Origin of the sequence: Vibrio sp. (assembly GCF_047973365.1) — a bacterium.
Taxonomy (GTDB): Bacteria; Pseudomonadota; Gammaproteobacteria; order Enterobacterales; family Vibrionaceae; genus Vibrio.
Genome location: NZ_JBKEBW010000159.1, coordinates 1 through 6,938, shown reverse-complemented (window position 1 = coordinate 6,938; position 6,938 = coordinate 1). Strand labels below are relative to the sequence as shown.

The window sequence follows — 6,938 nt, the reverse complement described above, 5'->3', positions numbered from 1 at the left end:
AGGCCCGAAGGTCCCCCTCTTTGGCCCCATCTCGTAAAAGAAAGGGCATTATGCGGTATTAGCCATCGTTTCCAATGGTTATCCCCCACATCAGGGCAATTTCCCAGGCATTACTCACCCGTCCGCCGCTCGCCACCCGAGAAACAAGTTTCTCTGTGCTGCCGCTCGACTTGCATGTGTTAGGCCTGCCGCCAGCGTTCAATCTGAGCCATGATCAAACTCTTCAATTTAAGATTTTGTTGACTCAACGAATACTGATTACTTTCGTTACTACAAAGAGCAACGATAGTGAATTGACTGTGCTCGAATGATTGCTCATTCAAATTGGTCACTCAGTTCATTGAAATCTAAATTTGATTCCGAGGAATCTAAATCGATTTTCATCAACGAGTGCCCACACAGATTGATAGGTTTAAATTGTTAAAGAGCTTTCTTCCTACACGTTAGTGACTTAGGTCACTTCGGAAGAGGCGGTCATTTTAGCGATATAAACTGCCGTGTCAAACACTTTTTTCAGTTTATTTTCGTAAGCTTTTCAGCCTTACAAAACAACCTTGCTGGTTCACGTTCGTTTCTTTCGAAGCTTGTCCGTGTCAGCGAGGGGGCATTATAGAGATCAGCTTCACATTGGCAAGTGCTTTTTTTGTTTTTTTTCGATTTTTTGTTTGTTTGGCTGTTTTTTGCGCGCAACGGGCTATAAATGCAACTAATAGCCTTTTAATATGCCTTTGTCAGCCATAAAAGGAGGCCATATGAGCCCTGTTCGTAGTTATAAAGGAATCGCACCTAAAATTGGTTCTCGCGTTTATATTGATTCTTCCTCAGTCATCGTGGGTGATATTCGATTAGCAGACGACACCAGTATCTGGCCGTTAGTTGCCGCTCGTGGCGATGTAAACCATATCCAAATCGGTGAGCGGTCTAATATCCAAGATGGCAGTGTTTTACACGTTACTCATAAAAATACGGAAAACCCTAACGGGTATCCATTAATCATAGGCAATGATGTCACTGTTGGTCATAAGGTGATGCTGCACGGATGTACCATTGGTGATCGCGTACTTGTTGGAATGGGAGCGATTGTTCTGGATGGTGTCGTCATAGAAAGCGATGTGATGATTGGTGCAGGTAGTTTAGTGCCGCCGGGAAAAATTTTAGCAAGTGGCTATTTATATGTGGGAAGTCCAGTGAAACAAGCTCGGCCTCTATCTGATAAAGAACGAGCATTTTTGCTGAAGTCCGCTGACAACTACGTGCAAACCAAGAACGACTATCTAAACGATGTTGAAGAAGTCCTTTAGTTAGCTCATCACTTCAATTTGACCAAACTGATTGAAGGCTTCGTCTTCAATCAGTTCTTCCGCTAACTCTTCCAGATCAAATCGAACACAGGCAAATGCTGCTAGGGCTTCTTGCTCACTATTAATCGTCATGCCTGATAACTTCATCAATTCCTCGACCGAAACGATGCATTCAATCAAAGCACCAGATTGCTGAGCCGGAAAAGTGACCGCTTTTAATTCGGCGTGCCACTCTTGCCTATCTGGGAAAAGAATCGATTGGTTCATTAGCCTTCCAAGTTTTTTCTTAATTCACGATGAATCTGTTTTGTGCCGGGGCGCAGACCGCGCCATAACATAAAGCTCTCGGCTGCTTGCCCAACTAACATTCCTAGTCCGTCATAGACATGACCACAGCCATTATCCAGCGCCCACTGGTTAAAAATGGTCAAGCCTTTGCCATACATCATATCGTAGGTAACGCTTTGAGCACTGAATATAGAGGGGGATATTTCAGGTAACTTTCCATCTAAGCTGGCAGAGGTTGAGTTGATAATAAGATCGAAACTGCCTTCAATTTGACTCATTTCCACAGCATTCACATCACTGAAGCGACTAAAAGCCTGCGCTAATGACTCCGCTTTGGCAAACGTTCGGTTGGTAATAGTGATACTTGCAGGCTCTTTATCAATCAGTGGTTTCAGTGCACCTTTAGCTGCACCACCAGCACCAATCAGTAGAATTTTAGCGTCTTTCAGCGGCACCTGATATTGCATCAGATCTTGTACCAGACCTTCACCATCAGTGTTATCTCCCAAGATCTCACCGTCATCCAGTTTCTTTAATGTATTCACCGCACCAGCGAGTTGCGCTCGCTCGGTTAAACGGTCAGCAAACTTGTAAGCCGCCTCTTTAAAAGGAACCGTAACATTACAACCACGGCCACCGTTAGCAAAGAAAGCTTTTGCTGTTGCTACAAACCCATCAACTGGCGCTAACTCAGCAGTGTATTCCATGCTTTGATTGGTTTGACGCGCAAACAATGTGTGAATGAACGGTGATTTGCTGTGCCCGATAGGATTACCAAACACTGCATAGTGATCTTTTACAAAAGCCATATCCCTGCCTCTACCAATAAAACGGTCGCTGAGTTTGTTAATTAACAGAACGTAACGACCCTACCACTCGGTACGATTTCTGTCACCACTCACGCGGCACTAAAAACTCATTCAGTTTAGCTTCGCTGCTGCCAGCTTCCGGCTGGTAGTTATATTCCCAGCGAGCGAGAGGCGGCATAGACATCAGTATTGATTCTGTGCGACCGCCAGTTTGCAGACCAAAAAGTGTTCCTCGGTCAAACACTAAGTTAAATTCCACATAACGACCACGACGATACAACTGGAACTGACGTTCTCTCTCGCCATACTCGGTCGCTTTACGACGTTCGACAATCGGAACATACGCTTGGCAGTAACCTTCACCGACCGCTTTGATATAGTCAAAGCACTTATCAAATTGCCACTGATTCAGATCATCAAAGAATAGCCCACCGACACCGCGAGTTTCTTCTCGGTGAGGAAGATAGAAATAGCGGTCACACCACTCTTTATGTTGTTGATAAACGCCATAACCAAACGGTTCACATAGCGCTTTCGCCGTTTCATGCCATTGCTGGCAATCTTCAACAAAAGGATAGAAAGGTGTTAAGTCGAAACCACCACCAAACCACCAAATTGGCTCTTCACCTTCTTTCTCTGCAATAAAGAAGCGCACGTTGGCGTGAGATGTTGGAACATAAGGGTTTTTAGGATGCATAACTAAAGAGACACCCATGGCTTCAAATTGACGTCCTGCTAGTTCAGGTCGATGCGCCGTTGCTGACGCCGGCATTTGCTTCCCTGTAACATGTGAGAAATTCACACCACCCTGCTCAAACACCAAGCCATCACGCATCACACGAGAACGTCCACCGCCACCCAACTTTTCGCCCGGCTCACGATGCCACGCATCTTCAACAAACTTGGCACCACCATCAACGCTTTCCAAGCGCTGACAGATTTGGTCTTGCAGTGACAGCAAAAACTGCTTCACGGCTTCTTTATTAATTGTCGACATCTTTTGTTCCTTACGCATTCCCATCGCAGAGTGAGCTAGCCCTGTCTTAATACTTGTAGAGTTTTTGCATCGCGAATTTCACTTGGTTTGTTACGCCCGCCAGTTGCGCCACGCAGAATCGCAACCAGTTTGTCGCCAAGCTGCTCTTCAACCTCTTCCGTTGTCATACACGAAGGTTGACCAGTTAAGTTTGCACTGGTTGACGTCAGTGGTTTGCCATAAGCATGACACAGTCGTTGAACCAAAGGATGATCAGTGACACGCACAGCGATGGTCTCAAACTGACCACTGACCCATTTGGAAACTTTACTGCTCGCAGGCACCACCCAAGTGACAGGACCAGGCCAAGTCGATTTAATTTGTTGTAACTGTTCTGCGGTTAACTGGCTTTCATCTATATACGGAAGCAGTTGTTCGTATGAAGCTGCAATTAAAATCAAACCTTTCTCGACAGGTCTTTGTTTTAATTGCAGCAATTTTTCGATAGCTTCAGGGCTATCCGGATCGCAACCGACACCAAAAACGCCTTCGGTCGGGTAAGCGATGACTTCCCCAGACTGCAATGCATGTAAAGCTTGTTGAAAATTATTCACGAAAAACGACCTAATTGAGCTGACTTATTGCTATTTGCGCCCAGTGTACAAATTATCGGGGATTTCTCCTATACCTTAACGGACGGAAGTTCAAAGCGCATCATCGTCAACCACGGTCATAAATGAGCGACTAACATTTACTGAAGACAATAGCGCAAACGTTTGCTTGATGTAAAAATCCTCGTATAATGCGCGTCGTTCGCTCACGTAATAAAACGTTTAACGCTTGAAGGAGTTTGAGATGAAAGTCGGTATTATCATGGGTTCCAAATCGGATTGGCCAACCATGAAGCTAGCAGCAGAGATGCTAGAGCAATTTGGTGTTGCTTATGAAACCAAAGTGGTTTCAGCTCATCGTACTCCGCAACTCCTCGCAGACTACGCAACCAGCGCCAAAGAACGCGGTCTAAAAGTGATTATTGCCGGCGCCGGCGGCGCTGCACATCTTCCGGGTATGACAGCGGCATTTACTAGCTTGCCAGTACTCGGTGTTCCTGTTCAATCTCGCGCTCTTTCTGGCTTAGATTCTCTGTACTCTATTGTACAAATGCCAAAAGGTATTGCGGTCGGTACACTGGCCATCGGTGAAGCTGGCGCAGCTAATGCAGGTCTTCTTGCTGCGCAAATCATCGGTACTTTTGATGAACAAGTGATGGCGAAAGTGGAAGCGTTCCGTACCGCTCAAACTGAAGCAGTACTGGCCAATCCAAATCCAGTTGAGGAATAATCGATGCACGTATTGGTATTAGGTTCAGGCCAGCTTGCACGTATGATGTCACTGGCTGGTGCACCACTTAATATTGAAATTTCTGCGTTTGACGTTAACAGCAAGAATGTCGTTCATCCTTTGACGCAAGCTGTGGTTGGTCATGGTCTAGAGCAAGCGATTGAAAAAGCCGATGTGATTACCGCTGAATTTGAACATATCCCGCATGATGTGCTTGCCGTGTGTGAATGTAGCGGAAAATTCCTGCCAAGTACTGATGCCATTAAAGCTGGTGGTGACCGCCGACTTGAAAAAGCACTGTTAGATAACGCTGGCGTACGTAATGCAAAGTACACCGCTATCAATACTCGTGAAGATTTTGATACCGCCATTGCCCATGTTGGCATTCCAATGGTGTTGAAAAGCGCTTTAGGTGGTTATGACGGTAAAGGTCAATGGCGCCTGAAAAACGCAGAAGATGCCGATAAAATTTGGTCAGAGATGGCCGAGTGTATCGCTTCTTCTAATAACCAAGCGATTGTTGCAGAAGAGTTTGTGCCATTTGACCGCGAAGTTTCTCTGGTCGGGGCGCGAGGCAAAAATGGCGAGGTTGCCGTTTACCCATTAGCTGAAAACGTACATGTGAATGGTGTCCTTAGCCTTTCAACTGCCATTGATGCTCCTGAGCTGCAAGAGCAGGCAAAAGAGATGTTTGCGGCTGTTGCCAACAAGTTGAATTACGTAGGCGTATTGGCATTAGAGTTCTTTGATGTTCAGGGAAAGCTACTGGTTAACGAAATTGCCCCCAGAGTCCACAACTCAGGTCACTGGACGCAACAAGGCGCGGAAACCTGTCAGTTTGAAAACCATCTGCGCGCCGTGTGTGGCATGCCTCTAGGCAGCACCAAACTGGTTCGTGCGACATCGATGATCAACATTCTTGGCGAGGATTCGCTACCAGCAAGCCTACTCGCTATGGAAGGCTGTCATATTCACTGGTATGGCAAAGAAAAACGTCCAGGCAGAAAAATGGGCCACATCAACGTGACCGCAGATTACCACGGTGAGTTAGTGCGTAAACTGTGCGAATTAGCAGAAGTGTTAGATCCTGTTGCGTTCCCTGCCGTGCAAGAAGTGGCAAAACAGTTTAAATCTTAAGACCGAACTCCAAACACAAAAAAAGGCGCTTTAAGCGCCTGTTTCTATAGAGCTGTTTCTCTAATGCTCCTGAACATGCCCACACTTGCGATCCGCACACTGCTGCTTAGTGCCACTGGCGAGTTTTTTCTTGACTAACAATGGAAAGCCACATTTCTCACATTTGCCCGCCATTGGTGGTAAGTTCACCGCGAACTTGCACTTAGGATAAGTATCACAAGCATAGAAAGTTTTACCAAAGCGGTTTTTTCTCTCGGCTAAATGACCTTTGCCGCATTCAGGACAAGCGTATAACTGACTAGGTTTCGCTTCATCGTCAGCAGTATCTTGCGATTCGATATGATGACACTTAGGGTAAGCACTGCAACCGATAAACATGCCATAGCGACCTTGGCGCAATACCAATTCACTACCGCATTCAGGGCAAGGCACACCGAGTTCTTTTACTATGTGCCCGTCATTCTGGTGCAGTGGTTTAATGTAGTCACACTTAGGATATTGGGTACAGCCAACAAATGGGCCGTGTTTGCCATGGCGAAGCTGTAATGCTCCGCCACATTGTGGGCAAGGTTCGTTCAGTGCTTGTTCATGAGCTGAAAACAGCTCGTTATCAATTCTACCGCTCATAATCCGTTTATTAGCTTAATGAAGAATGCCTTGCTCTTTGCTGTACAAAAGCTCTTCCATCAGCGTATAAGCGTTCTCATTTCCCGGAACATTGAACAGCACCATCAGGATGATCCATTTCAGATCATCTAACTCTAACTCATTGGTCTCAAGCCCCATCACCCGGTCAATCACCATTTCACGAGTTTCAGGCGTTAATACCTTGATTTGCTCTAGAAATAGAATGAACCCGCGAGACTCGATATTCAAACGCACCATCTCTTGCGCAGTAAAAATACGCATGGAGGTTGCCGCACTGGTAGAGATTGCCGAATGTGCGTCATTTTGTTGTAAAGCCGCCAGATCTTCTAACCAGTTTAGGGCTTTGTAGATATCTTTTTGGTGAAACCCTGCCTGAAGCAATTCATCTTCAAGCTCGTCTTGATCCACTTGCAACTCTGCATCGCTATGGATATAAGT

The 6,938-nt window shown here is 45.9% G+C and carries 9 protein-coding genes and 1 rRNA gene; 3 read left to right on the top strand and 7 right to left on the bottom strand.

What is annotated here, in order from left to right:
• Positions 1-230: ribosomal RNA gene (locus ACK5MF_RS18620) — 16S ribosomal RNA — on the bottom strand; the annotation flags it as partial.
• Between the two features lie 522 nt (positions 231-752).
• Here ACK5MF_RS18620 and ACK5MF_RS18615 point away from each other — a divergent pair.
• On the top strand, positions 753-1,301 hold the full coding sequence (locus ACK5MF_RS18615; RefSeq protein ID WP_416924019.1) for a gamma carbonic anhydrase family protein: 549 nt from the start codon (positions 753-755) through the stop codon (positions 1,299-1,301).
• Here ACK5MF_RS18615 and ACK5MF_RS18610 read toward each other — a convergent pair whose 3' ends face one another.
• The 4 genes from ACK5MF_RS18610 to ACK5MF_RS18595 all read right to left on the bottom strand — a co-directional run bounded on the left by ACK5MF_RS18610 (position 1,302) and on the right by ACK5MF_RS18595 (position 3,988).
• Positions 1,302-1,568, bottom strand: a complete 267-nt coding sequence (locus tag ACK5MF_RS18610) for a DUF1488 domain-containing protein (protein ID WP_416924018.1) — start codon at positions 1,566-1,568, stop codon at positions 1,302-1,304.
• Positions 1,568-2,398 (bottom strand): shikimate dehydrogenase, encoded by an 831-nt coding sequence (aroE, locus tag ACK5MF_RS18605; RefSeq protein ID WP_416924017.1) that lies wholly within the window; start codon positions 2,396-2,398, stop codon positions 1,568-1,570. The genes ACK5MF_RS18610 and aroE overlap by 1 nt, the downstream gene beginning before the upstream one ends.
• A gap of 82 nt (positions 2,399-2,480) precedes the next feature.
• Positions 2,481-3,395 carry an oxygen-dependent coproporphyrinogen oxidase gene (gene hemF, locus ACK5MF_RS18600; protein ID WP_416924016.1) on the bottom strand — a complete coding sequence of 305 codons (915 nt, stop codon included), beginning with the start codon at positions 3,393-3,395 and terminating at the stop codon, positions 2,481-2,483.
• A 35-nt stretch (positions 3,396-3,430) separates the two neighbouring features.
• Complete coding sequence (locus tag ACK5MF_RS18595) at positions 3,431-3,988, bottom strand: L-threonylcarbamoyladenylate synthase (RefSeq protein ID WP_416924015.1); 558 nt, start codon at positions 3,986-3,988, stop codon at positions 3,431-3,433.
• 241 nt (positions 3,989-4,229) lie between these two features.
• Here ACK5MF_RS18595 and purE point away from each other — a divergent pair, with 241 nt between their 5' ends.
• Positions 4,230-4,715, top strand: a complete 486-nt coding sequence (gene purE / locus ACK5MF_RS18590) for a 5-(carboxyamino)imidazole ribonucleotide mutase (protein WP_416924014.1) — start codon at positions 4,230-4,232, stop codon at positions 4,713-4,715.
• 3 nt (positions 4,716-4,718) lie between these two features.
• On the top strand, positions 4,719-5,852 hold the full coding sequence (locus ACK5MF_RS18585; protein ID WP_416924013.1) for a 5-(carboxyamino)imidazole ribonucleotide synthase: 1,134 nt from the start codon (positions 4,719-4,721) through the stop codon (positions 5,850-5,852).
• 60 nt (positions 5,853-5,912) lie between these two features.
• Here ACK5MF_RS18585 and ACK5MF_RS18580 read toward each other — a convergent pair whose 3' ends face one another.
• The gene (locus ACK5MF_RS18580; protein ID WP_416924012.1) at positions 5,913-6,479 is read right to left on the bottom strand and encodes a type I DNA topoisomerase; all 567 of its coding nucleotides are present in this window, start codon (positions 6,477-6,479) and stop codon (positions 5,913-5,915) included.
• Between the two features lie 15 nt (positions 6,480-6,494).
• Positions 6,495-6,938, bottom strand: a 444-nt coding sequence (locus tag ACK5MF_RS18575; protein ID WP_416924011.1) for a DUF494 family protein, incomplete at its 5' end; no start/stop codon positions are given.